We start from the raw sequence: 18,399 nt of genomic DNA on the forward strand, positions 1-18,399 counted from the left end.
AGCCGCGCAAAGATACAACAAAAAAGAATGAAATCTTTTGCTTCAAAACGTCAGGCAATAAAAATTATTATAAGTTTGTATTTGATTGGAATATGTATAAGACCGGCTCAATTAGCGAAAGTCTTACGCCTTATCCACCAGTAACGGATGAAAAGTACCCCTGTCAGGATGAGGGCAATGGATAATCCGGTATAGAAAACAGAAATGAACGTTTCGGGCAGAAGATGGAAGCTACGTATGGTAATTCCCAGAGAAATCATGAAGATCATTGTAATCCAACTTTTCACATCGAAAAAGGAGAACGGGCAATTTCTGTGTTCTTTCTTTTGTTCGATTCGCTGGGTATGTTTATAATAAAGCCTTCTGAACACCAGAACGAAGAATAACAAGAAAACGACGGTAGCTTCTCCTATTTTGAACATCCAATCTTGGGAGGTGTTTAACCAGGTTACAATTCCTATTCGCAGAATATTCGCACCGGCTATAATCCAGACGGTGCCGGCTGTGATAAGTAAGATTTGTCTGTTAACTCCGTATTTCATTGGCTTTTTTATTGTAATAAACGGTTTGACCGTCCGTTTTGTTGACTCACTTCTTGTAGAAAGTCGTAATTAATAAAGAAATTCCGGTTAAAACGACTCCGGTACCGATAACTCCGTGCCAACCATACAGTTGCCAAAAGCTGCCCGCCAGAAATGTTCCCATTGAACCGCCAATAAAGTAAGTAGTCATGAAAACTGTATTGATACGGTTCGAAGCGCGCGGGTCTAGTTCGAAGATACTTGTTTGGTTGCTAAGTTGGATACATTGCATCCCTATGTCAATGATGATGATTCCGGCAATGATACCAATAAAAGTGTTTTCACCGATGAAGAACAGTAACCAGGCAAAGAGAATCAATCCGCAACCGATAAAGTTAAAGCGGCGTACACCTACTTGCTTTACGTATCTTCCTACGAAAGAAGCAGTCAATGCTCCGGCCACTCCGCAAAGTCCTAGCATACCGATTACGTCGCTGTTGGCGAAGAACGGGGCTTGTCCCATTTTAAAAGCCAGACAGGACCACATAGCGAGGAGGGAACCGAAATTCAATGCCGCCCGGATGGAATAAATGCGTAGTTGTGGATATTCTTTCACTAAGGCTAACAGGGATTTCATCAGGCCGCTATATTTTCCCTGGAAGTTGGTCTGAATGTCGGGAAGGACTTTTAGTACAACAATGGCACAGATAAGCATCATGCCTGCAGCAATGTGATACATTTCCCGCCATCCAATCAGCTCACCGATAAATCCGCTGACAACACGGGAAGCCAGAATACCGGTCAATAGTCCTGATAAGACAATCCCTACATTCCTGCCTTTATTTTCCGGACGGGAAAACTGGGCAGCTATCGGAATGAATATCTGCGGAATCATGGAACAGACTCCCGTGAGGAATGAAGCGATGAGTATCAGATGGAAGCTGTGCGTCAGGGCGATAGTCAATAGGGAGAATATCAGAACGGTGAAGTTGACCAGGATGATTTTCTTACGCTGATATAAATCTCCCAAAGGAGTGATAAACAACAATCCTGCCGCATAGCCTATTTGTGTGACCATGGCAATCAGGTTGGTTCTGAACTCTGATATGCCAAGTTCATGGCGTATCATATTTAATAGAGGTTGAATATAATAGATGTTGGCTACCGAGACACCGGCCACAATAGCAAGTGTCCAGAGGATAGATGCCGGCAGTCCTCCGTTTTCTTTTAATGGCTGTTTCATGTGGCAAAGATAATAAAATAAGATGTTTATTCGATGAAGAAAGTGGTGGAAACTGTGTTGCCTTCTCCGTCTACTGCCGTCAGTGAATGTTTGCCGGGAGCGGGTTGCAGGGAAATTTTGTGGAAATCCTGTGTCTGTGTCTGATAGGTGTCGTCGAGATGCCAGAATATAGTTGCATTGGGATTGCTGTGTGCCAGTTCAACCGTGATAAATCCTTTGCTGCCGTCCAGTTGTTTGGGTAGCTTGATGTGGGCGTTCATCGGAGGGTAGATGAATTGCATGGGTTGGAAAGAATCTTCTCCACAACCGGCTTTGAAAGGTGGCAGTGGTTTGTATTCCGGATGATGCTGTTTATAATACCATTCCCATACGGGCGGCAGGGCAAACCACGATTTCTGAATAGTAGGTTCCGTGTTTGCACAGTTTTCATAGATGCGGTGGCTTTCGTCGGCGGATAGTGTGACGAGATGATGATAAGGGCAAGCCTCCGTCCGTAATCCCGCGGGAAGGATCAGCACAGTGTCAGTTTCTTCACAGAAACGTCCTTTCAGATGACCGGATTGACGGCATATTTCTGCATCAACGAAAACACCTGCAGGACGTTCGAACCAGGGTGAAGAAGGGAGATAATTGAATATATCGAATAATACGGGACCGGCTGTTTGTGCGCCGACCAATCCGGGTTTTCCTTCTCCGGTTGCATTTCCTACCCATACGCCTACTGCATAGCGGGGAGTTACGCCAACGGCCCAGGCATCACGGAATCCGTAACTGGTTCCGGTCTTCCATGCGATAGTCTGCATGGAGGGGATTGATTTCCAGTCAATTTCTTCAGGGCGGTTGACTTCTGTTAAGGCGGAAAGGGTGAGCCAGGCCGCTCCTGCCGAAATGACTCCTTCTGAAATAACTCCTTCTGATATATCCTTTCTCGAAGTTGTTTTTCTTGAAATGATCTTTCCTGAAGTAACTTTTCTTGAACCATCTCTTTCCGAAACAGTCTTTTCTTCTGTTCCCAGTAGTATCTGCACTTCCTTTTCTTGGGGAAGGTCGTTGGAATGACTGTTGGAGAGGCTTCGTCCCATTTGTGCATAAGCATTCGTCACATCCCATAAAGTAGCTTCGGCACCTCCTAAAATGAGTGATAATCCATAATGGGAGGCTGATCGGTTGATAGTCTTGAACCCCATTTGTTGCAGCATGTGATGAAATTTGGGTACTCCATATCTTTGTAACATGGTGACAGCCGGGATATTCAATGAGCGGGCAAGAGCTTCGGAAGCGGGGACGGCTCCTTCAAACTGCAGGCTGAAGTTTTGTGGAGTAAAGCCATTGATATTAACGGGTACGTCCGGTAACAGCATTTGCGGTAATAGACTTCCCTCCTGTAGCATGGCACCATAGAGAAAGGGTTTTAAAATACTGCCTGTACTTCTGGGAGCTTGAATCACGTCTACTTGATTCCCCCCTTGCTTACGGTCGAAATGTACATTTCCGCAGTATGCTACCACTTGATTGGTGGGAATGTCTATAATTAGGATAGCCAGGTTACGGATATCACTTCGATTAAATTCATTGCTCCACCGTTCCGCCAAACTCTCTATATGGGTTTGTATTCCTTTATCGATGGTTGAGCGGGTATATAATCCGTTTCTTTCTTGATAAAAGCGGGTAACCAGGTGGGGGGCTATTTGAGGAAGAGGATGTGGTTCGTCGGGTAACGGTTCGCTGATAGCCAATTCATAGGTGGACGCATCAATAATCTCTTCTTCAAAAAGTTGTTTTAATAAACGGTTGCGTTTGGAAAGTAGTATTTTTCGTCCTTTGGATAGATGAATCATGGCGGGGGCATTGGGCAGGACGGCCAGCATGGCTGATTCCGCCCATGATAAATCTTCGGCAGAATGACCGAAGTAGCGCCAGGCAGCAGCATCCAGTCCTACTACATTTCCTCCGAATGGTGCATGGGAGACATACATGGATAAGATTTCCTCTTTGGAAGTCCGGAACTCCAAACGGGTAGCCCAGATCATTTCGATGACTTTCTCTCCGATAGTTCTGGGTTTGTTCCGGGCGAGACGGATGGTCTGCATGGTAAGGGTACTGCCTCCGCTTACAACACGTTTATTCTTTAAATTCTGGTAGAGTGCTCTTCCGGTAGATAGCGGATTAACTCCCCAATGGTGGTAAAAGTGTTTATCTTCAAAGGTAATAAGGCATTGCTTGATTTTTTCAGGTGTTGTCTTTCGGGGAGGAAACCGCCATTGACCATCCGAAGCGATACGTGCTCCCAGTAATTCTTCGTTTCGATCAGTCACAACGGTGGAGTAGGGTACATGAAACAGTTGCCGGGGAAGGCAAAAGATGTATCCTATCATCAAAAGAGCAATGCTTATTGTCATTACTTTCTTAGTAACAGATAATCGTTTGAAGAATTTATATATAGGATTCATTTAAATGTTAAGAGCTAAGAGACACATATCTTTGTGACAAATAATTAGGCACGGATTACACGGATTACGCATTTTTGGTTAACGAGTAGAACCGTGTAATCCGTGCCTGAAATTTATCGACTGACAGTTGTTCTTCCCGCTTTGCTGCGTGCCTGTAAGTTTACATCATACATTGCTTCACATTGAACGGCAGGAAGAATAAAGTTACCTGCATAAGTCGCTTGCAGTCTGACAGTGAATACTTTTGTTTCACCACGACGCAAATTGAAATAAGTCAATACCCTGTCATCGCGTATATCCAGATAATTATATTTGCTGACGGACTTACCGGAACCGTCGGCTGCTACGCTTTCCGTTTCGGGGGCAACCATTCTTTCGTTGTATATTTCCCAACCGGACGGTATGATATGCGTCAGTGCCAGATTGGTGTAGTCGGAAGTTCCGCTAATATTGGATATGGAGGTGATAGCCATAAAGTCAGTTCCCTGCATGATATCATTGACAGAGATCGGTGTACCGTTCAGGTTGGCATATCTTATATCCATGCGAAGATTGTCGCTGATGGCCGGTAATGTATCGTTCAACAACTGTGTGCGTGTGATAAGGTCTACGCTAAGCGCTCCTTTTCCTTGATTTTTCACAGCAATCATACCGGATTTGGGAGTGGTGGCTATTTCCTTCTCAAACACAGCCTTAGCTGATTTCACGGCAGGTTGTTGTTTGTCGTTCCATGTCCATACGAAATCCAGTGTGCCTGACAGCTTTTCGGCCAGACGTCCCATTGCCATAAGAGCAAAAGCGGTGGATTGGGTACTGAACCACTCCTCTTGTGACAGATTCTTTGAAACGACTTTTGCCTGCTGCAAAGCATCCCGTTCCCGGTTCATCAGGATCAGTGTTTCCAGAATCATAGCTTCATCACGGTCGGAGGAACCGTAAATCTGATTCATGGAAGAGTAGGGGCTTACTGTTGTTTCCGCATTATACACCAGTTCTTCAGCCGGTTTCATCTTTCCGGTCAGTGCATAGGTTGCTGCCAGTCTCCATTTAGCCTGAATGGATAATCCTGCCTGTTCTTTCATCCGGTTCATGGCACCATATTCCGGTGCTCCTGCCAATGCAAGCGTATATAAACGGAAAGCCTGTTGCAATTCCGACTGCCATTGTTGCCAGCCGCTTGCATCCTGCGGCATCCGCCAGTTTTGTGCGGCAGCACGTTGGAAACGCTTCCACTTATTCAGTACGTTCGAATGAACGGCGTATCCTTTTTCTTGTGCCAGTGTCAGGAACATTCCTGCATAAGAACTGATCCATTCGTCGGCAACAGCATTTCCCGGCCAATATACAAATCCGCCATTGGGAAGTTGACGACCATAAATCTGCCGGATAGCTTCCTGTACATTTGTCTTTATCTTTTCGGCTTCTATCTTATCTATTGTTTTGAATTGACCGATAAACAGAAGAGGCAAAGCCTTGGAAGTCAACTGTTCCGTACAATGGTGCTGATAGTTGTATAAGAAGTCGAAACGGCGGCTGATGTCAACCGAAGGTATGCGTGATACTTCCAGCTTTATCTGATTATTTGCAGAAGAACTGCTTAGATTGTATGAAAGTTCTTTGCTTTGTCCGGCTTCTACCCATTGACTGTTGCGCAGGGTTACTACCGGATTCGGGTTGCGTACTTCTATTTCAATGGTTTCTTTAGTTTGTTGTCCGCCACCATTGGCTGTCAGATGGATGGTAGCCTTTCCTGTTTTACTACCTGTTTTTAAAGTAAAGAACACAAGCTGGTCACCCGGTTGGCTAAATTTGAGCGACTGTTGGTTAGCCCCTACAATCTGTACTCCTCCACCGGACGCTTGAAGTGATATGGTTACATTCTTCACTTGATTTTCCATCGCAAAGATATTTACCGGAACGGTGATTTCTTCCTGAATACTAAGCACACGGGGCAAGGTGGACAACATCATTAACGGAGTCCGTACGAAAGCCGTTTTTTCCGCATTGCCGTACGCTCCCTCTTGTCCGGCAACTACCATGGCACGTACCGAACCTACATACATCGGAAGTTTCAGCGTATGTGTCCGGCTCTTACCTTTTCCCAGATAGAAAGGACCTATAAACTTGACTACCGGTTTGAAGCGGTTTGCTTTTGCATCGGCAGGTTTTAATGTGGCGTCTCCACCCGTACTGAAAAGTGAACTGTAACTTCCGGCGGAAGCTCCCAATACATTATCATACATATCCCATGTCCGGATGCCGAGTGCTTCGCGTGAATAGAAATCATTCCATGGGTCCGGGGTCTTGAAATTGGTAAGATCCAGCAAACCGTCGTCTACAATAGCTAATGTATAAGTCATCGGTTTTCCGGTCTTTTCGCTGACGGTTACATTGAAGTTGGTTTCCGGGCGTAACACTTCCGGCATCTGTATCTGCGGTTGCAACACCGTCTGACTGTTAGTCACGAATACCGGAACGACGCCATACATACGGATAGGCAGGTCATTGACTGTTTGCGCGTGAGGCTGTAACAGACTGATATGCAGATATACATTCGGAGTCATCTCCGGTGTAATCTTGAATGTATATTTCGTATCTCCTCCGTTGGAAACCTCTATCCATTCTTGTCGTAATACGGTAGAACCGTTTTCTATGGATACCAGTGCACGTCCTCCCGCTGCTGCAGGAATGATTGCTGTGGCTGTTTCTCCTATTTCATAAGAATCTTTGTTCAGCGAGAAAGCAAGCATCTTGATACCGCTGGGATCAGTCTTGCTCGAACGTCCCCGCCATTCCGGCCAGTCAACATAAACTGTACCTCCGGTGGCATGTCCACTCTCTTTATCTTTCACGTAAACCAGGTAGCGTCCCCATGACGGATAATCGATACGGAATTTGAAAGATGCTTTTCCGCCTCTTGTCTGTAAATTGCCGCTGGCAACAGGAGTGATGGAACTGTTGTTGATATACGTTCCGAAAGATTCACCACTGTTTTCCCACCACCAACTCCAGCCGATGCGGTATATTTTGTATTCCAGATTAGAACTGTTCACTAACTGTCCCTGCGTGTTTACAGTTACAATATCGAATACATGATCTTTGTCAGTTTCAATATATTTGCCTTTCGGCTGGTTCAGATTGATACCGACATAAGAGGTGAATGGTGAGAATGGAATCGTTTGAGTGTAGATGCTGGCATCTCCTCCCGGTTCGAACACGCGGGTGGTGAAAGTGGCGTTCAGCATACCCGGCGCTTCCGTTGCGGTCGGAACTTTCAGCATGACATTTGCTTTTCCTTCTGCATCCAGTGTGCCGTCAAATATATCTGTTTTGATAGTCGTGAAATCCGTAGCCGGATTGTTAAAGATATATTGTCCGTAATTCTTAAACTGTGTATTCACTTTCGATAAAGACATTTCTACTTTGGCTTTCAGTTTGGAGGCAGTTGCTCCTGTCAGCCAGGTTGAAGTGAGTGGGGCATAGAAATTCTTGTCCGTAGCTTGAAGCATCTTCGGCAATGCCAGATTTATTTTCAAGCGGTTGGGCTTTATGGTTTCGACACGCAGACCTTTGTGGAAGGTGGTTCCTCCTACCTTAATATATGCATTCCAGAGCCCGGTCGGGTCTGTTGCCTGTGTCGGAACGTCGAATGTATAGAATCCGTTCATTCCTTGTGTTGAAATCATTTTCGTGTAGAACTGTCCTCTCGGATTGTAAATCTCCAGTGCTACGGGGTGCTTGTCGGGGATTCTCTTTTCGCGGTCTTCCAATATAAAGGAAATGTGCAGCGTGTCTCCCGGGCGCCATACCCCTCTTTCGCCATATATAAATCCTTTCAGTCCCTTTTGAATATCTTTTCCTCCCACGTCGAATCTGCTGACGGACTGTTCTTCACCGTCCACAACGCGGACGTACGCTTTTTGCTTGTCCGATTCTGCCACGATAATGAAAGGCACACCGTTCGGAGTGATTTCAACGAATCCTTCTCCATTGGTTTCTCCTTTCCCTATGGGTTGTAACTGGAAGTTATACGCTGTTACCTGTGCTTTCCCTATCGGTTTTGTATCCAAAATATTACTAACGGCAATCCACAGTTTATTCAGTGAGTTCCGTTTTACAATCATTCCCAGGTTGGAAGCAAAAACGTTGCAGGCAGCTGCCCGGTCTGAATTCATGTAATAAGACGGATGACAGGGATTGTCGCGTTCCGTCCATCGGTACACACTCCAGTCCATTGTTCCGCCGTTGTAATAATAGTAGGCTTCGGGGGTATTCCAGATTGCTTCATCTTCTTCGGACAAGACTCTTCCACTTACTTTGGTCAGCCCGTTGGAGGTGTTGCTGTCAGCGAATTTCATATCCTGATTCTCGACCCTTCCACAAGGATAAGCGGAGTATTCCTGACGGAATGAAAGTATTACACGATAGATGGCACCCGGTTCCTGATGGATTAATCCGGCAAGATCTATCGAGTAATCTCCCCAATGATGAATGTCTTTGGAAGCATCTTTGGCAAGCCATAACGTTTTCTTGTAAACCAGTCTGCCCGAACGGCGCAGCTCATTGGCCGAGGCCAGTGAATTGGTTTGCATAAACATCAATACATTGTTCTCGAAAATGCGGATCACGCTCAAATCCACAGCATACAGGTTGACAGCCCTGAAAGGAATAATCAGACTTTTCGAATCGGGCAGGATAGCGGCGGTAGTAGACATTTCCACTTGTGGTTTCAGACTTACTTCACTGAATGAGATCGTATGAGAAGTTCCCAACGCTTTACCTTGACTGTCTTTGACTCCTTCATGGATATTCAACGTCAGTTTACTTTGTGTGTTTGCTTCGAAATAGATAAAAACTCTGTTCTCACTGATTTGGAAGATCGATGAGGAGATTTCCGGGATCTCAATCAGTCCTTTTAAATCTTGAGTAGTGGATAGGGGAGCGGAGAAAACAATCTCGATTCCGTTTTCCGGTTGGTCGATGCGTTCGGCAGACATAAAACGAAAACAATCTTTTGCCGGTATCAGTACTTCTTCGCTTTGTTTACGGTTGATGCCGGCCGGGTTGCCGTTGGCTGTGATAGTCAAGGGGTAATCATCAGCTTCTCTGGGGATTTGTCTGATACTAAACAAATACCGGGTATGATTGTCGGTTGCGGTGACTTCCACCGGATAACTCTTTTTCCCGTCACTGGCAGTCAGCATCTTTTCTACCTCTTCCTTTTTCACTACGTCGCTGAAACGTATCTCTCCTTTCATATTTATCTCATTCGGTTGGGTAGCTGTAATTGGCAATGATTCCAGTTGCAGGGTGAAGTTACGTTCCTGTACACGGAATGAGAAGTTGAACTCTTTCAGTTTTTTCTCCACTTCGATGAAGTCTCCGAGCCGGAAAGTTCCTTCGTAAAGTGTTCCCGGTTTCAGCGCTCCTTCCTCTGGAACAAATTCAATGGTGTTGTTGCTAACCCAATATGCTTTTCCCTTTAATGAAGGTGAGAAACTGAACGGGTTGCTTTTTAACTCATTGTTCAGATCCACCATGGGTTGGTCATGGGTCAACTCTATGCGTATGGTTGAATTCTGCGAAATGACTCCTCCCGTATATGCATTTACATACGGTGCATAATCGGCAGAAGGAATAATGTCTTTTTGAGTACGTGTGCATGAGTATAGGCCCACAGTCATCATAATAAGCAAGAATAATCTGGTAGCACTGATGCTACGTGTAGTCTTTGTTAGTCCCATAGCGAAGAATTTTTATAGTTCAACAAACAAATATACAGTTTTTATGCTAAATCCTTTGTTATTCTGATTATTTTTGCAAGTTCTTAATCAATTTATTTATGGGGAAAAAGAAAGAATACAAAGAGGCCAATCGGCGATTTCTGAAAAAACTGTCTTTTCAGGAAGGTGTTTTCGCGTTGCCGTGTGGAATCTATTACAAAGTTTTGGAAACTGGCGAAAGTACGATTTCTCCGGGGCCGCGGAGTATTGTTACCGTACATTACAAAGGAAGTCTGATTGATGGCCGGGTGTTTGATAATTCTTATGAGCGTACTTGTCCCGATGCCCTGCGTCTTAGTGATGTAATAGAAGGGTGGCAGGTGGCACTTCAGAAAATGCACGTTGGTGATAAATGGATTATTTATATTCCTTATGCAATGGGATACGGTATTAAATCTTTTGATTCGATTCCTGCCTACTCGACATTGATATTCGAAGTGGAACTGCTTAGTGTTGCATAGAGCATAAAGATGAGCTATACACAATCAGATGCATGGATATTTTTCTTTTAGCTTTTTCATAAAAGACTTGCTTACTTGTAAAAGTTCCATCTCATTAAATGGAGGAAGCAATATGCAATTGTTGTCTTCAATCGAAACCAGATAGCTTATATTGATAATGTGTGATTGGCTAATCTGGATAAGATAGGGATGCAGACTCAATATCTTTTGTGAGTTTGTATTTCTTTTGAGTGCCAGGATATGATTGTTATTTAATACAGCTTCCCATAGTTTACTTTTGGAGTTATACCGGAAATAGCCAATCTGTTCTAAATGGATTAGTTGCAAGTTTCCAGTAATAGTAGTATATAAAAAGATCTTTTCTTCTTGATGTTTTTCTGTGTCGGTGTGATTGCAATTGTCAATATTCATATTCTATTTATCTTAGTATTCGATTAATCTGTTGATGATGCTAACATCGTAGTTTTATTTTGCATCAAAAGTAACGGATTGCTTTTAGCTATAAAAATAAAAAGTGTCTCATTCCTGAAATGAGACACTTTTTACTATTAAGAATTGTGCTTTTAAAAAAAGAAATTATTGTTCTACTCTTTGATTCTCAATGAATTTACTGGGTGATACACCATACTTTTCTGAAAAGTTACGATAGAAGGTTGCCCGGGAGGTGAAACCGCATGCAAACATCAGTTCTTTTACATTACTCTTTGGATTTTCGGCGGCTAACTGTCTGAAATATTCCAATCGAAGATAATTAATGTATTCCCGGAAACCTGTAAAGCCCTGACTTTTGATTGCTGCTGAAATATCGTGCTCCTGTTTATTCAGGGACTTGGCTAAAAGTTCTATGTTATACCGTTGATCGGTATAGGGATGCTGTTCCTGAAGATAGGCTTCAATCGTTGAGAAGAGCGGGAGAGTAGGAGATGGCTTTCCAGCTTGTAGCATTATAGTGCTTTCCGTATTCTTTGCATTATGAATCATGTTTATATGGTTCGAAAACGGATTCTCATAACGTAAATATTGTATGGAGAATAAGACCGTAAAAACGATTGCCATAATGCCGAACAGATTGAAAACAAATTCATTGATATTTAGAGTGAACAAAATGTATATCCCTAAAAATACGAATAGAAAACCGATGAATAGATACATGTTATTATTTATCCTGCGGTAGGTCTTGTTATTCATCATCGGATAAATAAGAAGAACGAGTGGGGTAAAAACGGATAACAGGAATATGCAAGCCCTAAGCTTGACATCTATTTGATGGATATTCGGAATAATTTCATCTATGGAGTGGATGGGAGTGATATTCCCATTGAAACCTAAATAACTGATTCCTACAGTTATCGTAATGATGGGTAATAATAGAAAAGTAAATATTCTGAAATGGTTCAGATAGCCCGGTGATAAAGAAGCGATAGGGAACAGGGCTACAATATTTGCTAAAGCATACCATTTGAGCATTTTCTCAATGTTGAGCAATTCTGTGAAGTTGTATTCCGGAGTGTCTGTGACAATTGTCAGCCATCCGATATTTTCCCATGAAAACATAATACCGATGCCGGTAGCTATAATTCCCCAATATAATTTCGGATAATTATCTTTGGCGCGTATGATAAGGATGATTCCTATAATTAACGCAATCAGATCAAGTGTAAGCTCAATAGATAGATGTGTAATTCCCATTTTTTTTGACGTGTTTCTATTCCTTGCCAGTCAGTGTGTAAATGTTTCCCGTACAAAGGTAGGTAAAATAGAAATATCAGGCAATAAAAAAGGACGTGGCTTTGAAGAAACTTAGTTGTGCGGTAATATGCTATATTTCTTTCGCTGAATCATTTTCGGCCAATTCTTTGATCTCTTTATTCAAAAATACAGAAAGCACAGTTCTCACTATGACTACTCCACCTAGGATTGCCAATTCGTCCAACGTCGGATCAACCACTGTTTTTAGTATGTCGGAAGCAATTAGAAACTCCAATCCAAGCAAAAGGTAAGTACCAAAATCCGCCCTCAACTGTCGTATATTGTTAACCGTATATGTTCCGTTGAATCGTTTTATCTCATTGCGTAAAAAGGCAATGAAGCAGACTAATACTCCGTAAGTGACAATTAGCAGACTAATAACACTGATAATAGTGGCAAGTGTATTTAAGAATGTGAGTAGCATTGTTGTATAATGTTTTAGTATCTGTTATGTAAACAGGCGAAGTCATACAAAAGTTCTCGAATTAGCTACATTATTTGCTCTTACAGGTTTATATTTGTATATTCAAGTTAAAAGCTACCTATTTGTCCAGTTTAAATAGTGTCTGGAGGGTATTCAAAGTGGGTTGAAAGTGGATGTAAATCAAACACTGATTGGTACAAAGGAGAAAGAAAAGATGATATGGTTTATATGAAGTAATACATTTCTGAATAAATTTATCCATATCAAATTATTACAAATAAAAAGAACTCCTGTAATCGTTAAGATTACAGGAGTTCTTTATCTATATAAAGTAACCTGAATTACTTACCTAAAGCCTGAGCAACATCAACCGCACAAGCTACAGTACAACCTACCATCGGGTTGTTACCAATTCCCAGGAATCCCATCATTTCTACGTGAGCAGGAACTGATGAAGAACCAGCGAACTGAGCATCTGAGTGCATACGACCCATCGTATCTGTCATACCATAAGAAGCAGGACCGGCAGCCATGTTATCCGGGTGAAGAGTACGACCTGTACCACCACCAGAAGCAACAGAGAAATAAGGTTTGCCAGCAAGAACACGTTCTTTCTTGTAAGTACCAGCAACTGGGTGTTGGAAACGAGTCGGGTTAGTAGAGTTACCTGTGATAGATACGTCTACACCTTCTTTCCACATGATAGCTACACCTTCGCGAACGTCGTCAGCACCATAACATTTTACTTTTGCACGAGGGCCGTCAGAGTAAGCGATTTCGCGAACAACTTTCAGTTCACCTGTGAAATAATCGAATTGAGTCTGAACATAAGTAAAGCCGTTGATACGAGAGATGATCTGAGCAGCGTCTTTTCCAAGACCGTTCAGGATGCAACGCAACGGTTCTTTACGTACTTTGTCTGCTTTTGCAGCGATTTTGATAGCACCTTCAGCAGCAGCGAAAGATTCGTGACCTGCCAGGAAAGCGAAACATTTAGTTTCTTCGCGCAGCAACATAGCAGCCAGGTTACCATGACCGATACCAACCTTACGGTCGTCAGCTACAGAACCCGGGATACAGAATGCTTGCAAACCGATACCGATAGCTTCAGCAGCTTCAGCAGCGTTTGTGCAGTTCTTCTTAAGAGCGATAGCAGTACCTACTACATAAGCCCATTTTGCATTTTCAAAGCAGATAGGCTGAGTTTCTTCACACGTTTTATAAGGATCAAGTCCGGCAGCTTCGCAGATAGCGTTAGCTTCTTCGATGTCTTTGATGCCGTTAGCGTTCAAGGCTTCAATGATACCTTTGATACGACGGTCTTGGCTTTCGAATTTTACTTCTCTAATCATAGTTTCTTTCCTCCTTATATTATTCGTGACGTGGATCAATAGATTTAACTGCTCCCTGTTCTGCTGTTACGCGTCCATAAGTACCTGTAACTTTCTTCAAAGCTTCGTTAGCATCAGTACCTTTCTTGATTTCGTCCATGAACTTACCCATGTGTACGAATTCGTATCCGCAGATTTCGTCGTTCTTGTCCAAGAAGATTTGCTTGATATAACCTTCTGCCATTTCAAGGTAACGAGGACCTTTAGCCAAAGTACCATAAAGAGTACCTACCTGGCTACGCAGACCTTTACCCAAATCTTCCAAGCCTGCACCGATAATCAAACCACCTTCAGAGAAAGCCGATTGAGTACGTCCGTATACGATTTGCAAGAAAAGTTCGCGCATTGCAGTATTGATAGCGTCGCAAACAAGGTCAGTGTTTAATGCTTCAAGAACTGTTTTACCCGGAAGGATTTCAGAAGCCATAGCAGCTGAGTGAGTCATACCAGAGCAACCGATTGTCTCGATCAAGGCTTCCTGGATGATACCTTCTTTAACGTTCAGTGTCAGTTTACAAGCACCTTGTTGAGGAGCGCACCAACCGATACCGTGTGTCAAACCAGAAATATCAACGATTTCTTTAGATTTTACCCATTTGCCTTCTTCGGGTATGGGAGCCGGTCCATGGTTAGGACCCTTCTTTACAACACACATGTGTTCCACTTCGTGTGAATAAGTCATAATTAGCTCTTTTTTTAAGTGATATAATTAAAAATACGTAGTCACGATTCTCTAAATCGCCCACAAAGGTAGTCGATTTATTTGTTTCTGCAAATCGCCTTTTATTACTTTTTTGTGAAAAGTGACAAATCTGTTTACGTTTTTTTGTCGTTTGTAAAGTCGGGATTGCATTTGTGAAAGATTGAGACCGGGAGAACTATCTATTCTTTGCTTTGTTGTTATTAGAAAAAGAAAATTTATGGAACTGAATCAAGTAGATATACATTATTTAATAGCGGCAATTTGCGTTATTTCATCTGCACTTATTTTTTATACGATAGGTGTTTGGGGAGAACGTCTTCAAAGGAAATTAAAGTTTTGGCATCTCATTTTCTTTCTTCTCGGGTTGTTGGCTGATACGGTGGGTACAAGCCTGATGGAGCATATTGCCGAACTGACTCATCTGCATGACGAAATGCATACGGTGACAGGGGCAATTGCTATTCTTCTGATGTTTGTACATGCGTTATGGGCGATGTGGACCTATGTGAAGGGAACGCCTATAGAAAAGAGACATTTTAATCGTTTCAGCATTGTAGTTTGGTGCATTTGGCTTATACCTTATTTAATAGGGGTTTATTTGGGGATGCGATTACACGTATAGGATTAGGCAGCAGATAAATAGGGGGAGAGGGATTATTCCGCTAAAAGCTTACGTTATTTAGTTCAAAAGGATACAAAAATGAGGGTGTTCGGAGAGGGGTGTACAAAGCGCTGAAACGCCCACCAGTAAAGGGGGAAAAGCCAATGAAAACCAGTAGAGTAGAGAAGAGAAGAGTAAAGAAGAGTAAGTAAAAGTATTATTTCTGTTATAAACAACAGCAATAATACTGGGCAGAGAAGATGGCTTTGGATGCTGCCGTTGTCGGTTCGGATCACTTCGTCGGTACCGTTTCTGTTCCCGTGTCCCTCATGAACTGTTCGTCCGGCAGATGACCGACTTTTGTCTGGTAGGTTGTTGATGCTCGCCCGGTAGGTAACGGACATTCACACGGTAGATAACCTACGTTTGTACGTTAGGTAAATTCTATATTATTTCACGGGCTACCGTTTCAATACTTGTTTGCTAAAGTATCATTTGCTTCAAAACCGTACCGGAAGGAATGAAACGGATTGATAATTGTTTTTAGTAAGATTGTAGGCGTATCATTATTAGATATGGGATTAAAGTTGTAACTTTGTTGCTTCAAATATTAAATGAAGATATGATCGAAGTTTTAGAGTCTGCTTTACAGAAGGCTGCGGGTGAAGGAATGGATGAATTTATCCAAGCGTTTACAGATAAATATAAAGAGATTATCGGTGGCGAACTAACTGCCGAAACAATGCCTCTGCTGACAGGAGAACAACATTCTTTGCTGGCATATCAGATTTTTCGTGATGAAATAATGGTTGGTGGATTTTGCCAATTAATTCAGAACGGCTATGGTGGATATATCTTTGATAATCCGTTTGCGAAAGTGATGCGTTTATGGGGGGCAGAAGAATTCTCTAAATTAGTCTATAAGGCTAAGAAAATCTTTGATGCCAATCGGAAAGACTTGGAAAAGGAACGGACGGATGATGAATTTATGGCTATGTACGAGCAATATGAAGCTTTTGATGAGTTGGAAGAAGCTTATTTAGAGATGGAAGAACAAGTCACAGCATTGATTGCAAGCTACGTAGATGATCATTTGGAACTTTTTGCAAAAATAATAAAGTAACGGATGCAGTATTTTTTAAGTACTTGCATTTATTAATTATGAATTAGAATTTATATCTTTGCAAAATCTAAAAAATATGTTTATGAAACAAGTGAAATTTTTCTTGGTGGCTTTGATGGCTGTGGTTATGGGTATGTCAGTTACTTCTTGTATGAATGGAGATGATAATACAATTGTTCAGCGGAATGACTTTGTACGAGTTGTTCAAGATCTTCCTGTCTATTTTAAAGATATGGCTGGAAATAAGTTAATCCCTACTTCTGCAATAACAACGTCAGAAACTATGGCATTGATAGCATATCAATATGATAGAGCTACAATTGCAGAAAATGCGACTTCTGTAACTATCACTTTATTAGCAGAACCTTCTTATATAAAGGAATCTTATGCAACCACTACTCCATATGTAACATCTAATTCTCCAGTGATGACACTAGAGCCCTCTACGATGTATGGTGTATTAAAAGGTGGCTTTTTTGATAAAAATACATTGATTCTTCCGATTGCTTATAAATACAAAAAGTATGAAAAGGAAGAAGATGCACAGACTGAGTTGAATAGACATTCTTTTGAGCTATATTATGATTCAGAAACAGGTTTCAAAGATGGAGTTTTAACATTGCGTTTGCATCATAATGCTCAAGCTATAGAGAGTGAAAGTGGAGATGGTAAGACTGTAGAAAGAAAGGACAGTAATTTTGAGTATAAAGCATTTAATTTATCAATAATTCTTCGTTCGTTATCTTCTATTCCAACTAAGGTTAATGTTGTGATTGATCAAAACGAAAGTAATGATAAGTTTGATGAAGGAAGTATTAAGGATGCAAAATTCCCATATGAGTATCTATTTACAGAATAACAATTGAACTACAAAGAACTATTTAACATAGCAATGAAATTGATTTCCTCTCCGGCCAAGGCCTGGGAGGAAATTTCTATGGAAGAGGATAGGCGAAAAGTATTTATGGCTTTTGTCTATCCTATGATTGGTTTATGCGGTCTGTCCGTATTCGTCGGTTCACTGCTGACGAATGGGTGGGGAGGTCCTCAAAGTTTCCAGATAGCTATGACCAATTGTTGCGCCGTAGCTGTAGCCCTGTTCGGTGGCTATTTTCTGGCAGCTTATGCCATCAATGAAATGGGAACAAGAATGTTTGGCATGCATAGCAATATGCCGTTGACGCAACAGTTTGCAGGATATGCATTGGTTGTGCCTTTCCTGCTTCAGATAGTAACCGGACTGTTACCTGATTTTAGAATTATTGCTTGGTTGCTGCAGTTCTACATCGTCTATGTGGTATGGGAGGGAGTTCCTGTACTGATGGGAGTAGAAGAAAAACAACGATTAAAATACACCCTTTTGTCGTCTGTATTGTTAATACTATGTCCGGCGGTGATACAGATCGTGTTTAATAGACTGACGGCTATACTTAATTAATGAGTAAAGATGAAACAACCTCCTGTAAATATAAAGAATAAACGGGCTACGTTTGATTACGAGCTGATAGATACCTACACAGCAGGTATTGTATTGACCGGTACGGAAATAAAATCCATTCGTTTGGGAAAAGCCAGTTTGGTAGATACGTTTTGCTATTTTACGAAAGGCGAATTGTGGGTGAAGAATATGCACATCGCCGAATATTTCTATGGATCGTACAATAACCATACGGCACGTAGAGAGAGGAAGTTGTTGCTTAGTAAAAAAGAATTGGAAAAACTTCAGCGGGAGATGAAAAATCCCGGCTTTACGATTGTCCCTGTACGCTTGTTTATCAATGAGAAAGGTTTGGCGAAACTGGTCATAGCTTTGGCGAAAGGTAAGAAAGAGTATGATAAACGGGAATCCATTAAGGAGAAAGACGACCGTAGAGATATGGCAAGAATGTTCAAGCGGTAAGTAAAAAACGCTATAAGATAAAACGCCGGACTGCGAAGAGTCTGGCAGAT

At 42.1% G+C, this 18,399-nt stretch carries 15 protein-coding genes; 6 read left to right on the forward strand and 9 right to left on the reverse strand.

The genetic code is table 11. From position 1 onward, the window contains the following. Positions 1-107 precede the first annotated feature (107 nt). The 4 genes from CJF29_RS08330 to CJF29_RS08345 form a co-directional block, all read right to left on the reverse strand. Positions 108-542, reverse strand: coding sequence for a hypothetical protein (locus CJF29_RS08330; RefSeq protein ID WP_004296952.1), 435 nt, complete (start codon positions 540-542; stop codon positions 108-110). Between the two features lie 46 nt (positions 543-588). Continuing rightward, on the reverse strand, positions 589-1,764 hold the full coding sequence (locus CJF29_RS08335; RefSeq protein ID WP_099146394.1) for an MFS transporter: 1,176 nt from the start codon (positions 1,762-1,764) through the stop codon (positions 589-591). Positions 1,765-1,790: 26 nt separating this feature from the next. Further along, entirely contained in the window at positions 1,791-4,214 is a 2,424-nt protein-coding gene (gene pbpC / locus CJF29_RS08340; RefSeq protein ID WP_099146395.1) for a penicillin-binding protein 1C, read from the reverse strand. Positions 4,215-4,327: 113 nt separating this feature from the next. Then, positions 4,328-9,958 carry an alpha-2-macroglobulin family protein gene (locus CJF29_RS08345; protein ID WP_099146396.1) on the reverse strand — a complete coding sequence of 1,877 codons (5,631 nt, stop codon included), beginning with the start codon at positions 9,956-9,958 and terminating at the stop codon, positions 4,328-4,330. A 98-nt stretch (positions 9,959-10,056) separates the two neighbouring features. Here CJF29_RS08345 and CJF29_RS08350 point away from each other — a divergent pair, with 98 nt between their 5' ends. After that, a complete protein-coding gene (locus tag CJF29_RS08350; RefSeq protein WP_099146397.1) occupies positions 10,057-10,458 on the forward strand; it encodes an FKBP-type peptidyl-prolyl cis-trans isomerase in 402 nt (133 codons plus the stop codon). A 24-nt stretch (positions 10,459-10,482) separates the two neighbouring features. On the opposite strand, the gene CJF29_RS08355 is transcribed toward CJF29_RS08350, so the two are convergent. The 5 genes from CJF29_RS08355 to CJF29_RS08375 form a co-directional block, all read right to left on the reverse strand. Next, positions 10,483-10,869 (reverse strand): LytTR family transcriptional regulator DNA-binding domain-containing protein, encoded by a 387-nt coding sequence (locus CJF29_RS08355; RefSeq protein ID WP_099146398.1) that lies wholly within the window; start codon positions 10,867-10,869, stop codon positions 10,483-10,485. A gap of 165 nt (positions 10,870-11,034) precedes the next feature. Beyond that, the gene (locus tag CJF29_RS08360) at positions 11,035-12,147 is read right to left on the reverse strand and encodes an AraC family transcriptional regulator (protein WP_004325522.1); all 1,113 of its coding nucleotides are present in this window, start codon (positions 12,145-12,147) and stop codon (positions 11,035-11,037) included. Between the two features lie 130 nt (positions 12,148-12,277). Continuing rightward, the gene (locus CJF29_RS08365; RefSeq protein WP_099146399.1) at positions 12,278-12,631 is read right to left on the reverse strand and encodes a DUF1622 domain-containing protein; all 354 of its coding nucleotides are present in this window, start codon (positions 12,629-12,631) and stop codon (positions 12,278-12,280) included. Positions 12,632-12,972: 341 nt separating this feature from the next. Next, on the reverse strand, positions 12,973-13,983 hold the full coding sequence (locus CJF29_RS08370; protein WP_004296943.1) for a GGGtGRT protein: 1,011 nt from the start codon (positions 13,981-13,983) through the stop codon (positions 12,973-12,975). A gap of 19 nt (positions 13,984-14,002) precedes the next feature. Then, positions 14,003-14,704 carry an iron-sulfur cluster assembly scaffold protein gene (locus tag CJF29_RS08375; protein ID WP_004296942.1) on the reverse strand — a complete coding sequence of 234 codons (702 nt, stop codon included), beginning with the start codon at positions 14,702-14,704 and terminating at the stop codon, positions 14,003-14,005. 238 nt (positions 14,705-14,942) lie between these two features. Here CJF29_RS08375 and CJF29_RS08380 point away from each other — a divergent pair, with 238 nt between their 5' ends. The 5 genes from CJF29_RS08380 to smpB all read left to right on the forward strand — a co-directional run bounded on the left by CJF29_RS08380 (position 14,943) and on the right by smpB (position 18,349). Then, the gene (locus CJF29_RS08380) at positions 14,943-15,347 is read left to right on the forward strand and encodes an HsmA family protein (protein WP_074637763.1); all 405 of its coding nucleotides are present in this window, start codon (positions 14,943-14,945) and stop codon (positions 15,345-15,347) included. Positions 15,348-15,948: 601 nt separating this feature from the next. Continuing rightward, on the forward strand, positions 15,949-16,449 hold the full coding sequence (locus CJF29_RS08385; protein WP_074637425.1) for a DMP19 family protein: 501 nt from the start codon (positions 15,949-15,951) through the stop codon (positions 16,447-16,449). Positions 16,450-16,531: 82 nt separating this feature from the next. Next, on the forward strand, positions 16,532-17,308 hold the full coding sequence (locus CJF29_RS08390; RefSeq protein WP_139164888.1) for a hypothetical protein: 777 nt from the start codon (positions 16,532-16,534) through the stop codon (positions 17,306-17,308). Positions 17,309-17,341: 33 nt separating this feature from the next. Beyond that, positions 17,342-17,887 (forward strand): Yip1 family protein, encoded by a 546-nt coding sequence (locus tag CJF29_RS08395; RefSeq protein ID WP_074556389.1) that lies wholly within the window; start codon positions 17,342-17,344, stop codon positions 17,885-17,887. A gap of 9 nt (positions 17,888-17,896) precedes the next feature. Further along, on the forward strand, positions 17,897-18,349 hold the full coding sequence (smpB, locus tag CJF29_RS08400; RefSeq protein WP_074637423.1) for an SsrA-binding protein: 453 nt from the start codon (positions 17,897-17,899) through the stop codon (positions 18,347-18,349). Positions 18,350-18,399: the final 50 nt, after the last annotated feature.

It is taken from the genome of Bacteroides celer, from assembly GCF_002632415.2.
GTDB lineage: Bacteria > Bacteroidota > Bacteroidia > Bacteroidales > Bacteroidaceae > Bacteroides.